Source organism: Paraburkholderia podalyriae (assembly GCF_014397785.1).
Lineage (GTDB): Bacteria > Pseudomonadota > Gammaproteobacteria > Burkholderiales > Burkholderiaceae > Paraburkholderia > Paraburkholderia podalyriae.
In genome coordinates this window covers 1-1,108 of sequence record NZ_VZQQ01000236.1, presented here as the reverse complement: position 1 = coordinate 1,108, position 1,108 = coordinate 1, and the positions used below count along the sequence as shown (strand labels likewise).

At 59.2% G+C, this 1,108-nt stretch carries 1 protein-coding gene; it reads right to left on the bottom strand.

Going from position 1 to position 1,108, the window contains the following annotated elements; translation table 11 throughout:
• The coding region (locus F6X42_RS42780) for an IS256 family transposase (RefSeq protein WP_187639752.1) at positions 1-1,044 on the bottom strand (1,044 nt) is incomplete at its 3' end.
• Between the last annotated feature and the right edge of the window lie 64 nt (positions 1,045-1,108).

Genomic DNA, 1,108 nt, shown 5'->3' with positions numbered 1-1,108 from the left:
GTAAATCACCTTCCTGATTTCCGGCGGGTAATCGAAGAACGGAATCACGCGTGCCCAGTTGCGCCGCCAGCTCTGCCCGATGGAAGGGTAGTCCTTGTCCCACCTGGCCTCGAAGACGCCGAGCATCTGCTCGGCCAGCTCTACGGTCGATGAAGTGTAGATCGTCTTCAGATCGGCGGCGACTTCCTGCTGTATTTTCCACGGCACGAAGTTCAGGCTGTTGCGCACCATATGCACGATGCACAGTTGCACGGCCGCCTTCGGATAGACCGCTTCAATGGCTTCAGGGAAACCTTTGAGCCCGTCGACGCAGGCGATAAAAATGTCCTGCACGCCGCGCGTCTTCAGCTCAGTGACCACCTGCAACCAGAACTTGGCACCCTCGGTCTGGGCAATCCACAGTCCCAGAACCTCCTTGTGACCGGTCATGTTCACGCCGATGGCCAGGTACACTGCCTTGGTGCGCACCGCGCCGCTGTCGCGCACCTTGACGTGGATGCAGTCGAGATAGACGATCGGGTAAAGCGCATCGAGCGCACGGCCTTGCCAGACCTTCACCTCCTCGCTGACGGCGTCGGTGACCGCCGAGATGAGCGTGGGCGAGACCTCCGTGCCGTACATTTCTTCCAGGTGCCCCTGGATCTCGCGCACGCTCAGGCCACGCGCATACAGCGAAATGATCTTGTCGTCGAAGCCCGTCCAGCGCGTCTGATGGCGCTCCACCAGCTTCGGCTCGAACGCCCCCTGACGGTCGCGCGGGATGTTGAGCGGCAACTCGCCAAATTCCCCCTGCAGCGTCTTGGCGCTATGCCCATTCCGGGTGTTGCCAGTGGCATTAGTCACCGCTTCGCTCTTGCCATGGCCCAGGTGCTCGGACATCTCCGTCTCAAGCGCTCGCTCCACCAGCATCTTCGTGAGCTGCTTGAGCAACCCGTTCTCGCCTATCAGATCTTCCGGCTTCTGGTAGTTCGCCAGCAGGCTGTCTGCCAGCTTGACGAGTTCAGGATCGGGTTTTTCTCTTTTGTTGCGTTTCGCTACGGTCATCTGTGCTCCTGTTGCTGACAGTTTCCTGCCAAATGACCGTTTACACAAAAATTTTTACACCCTC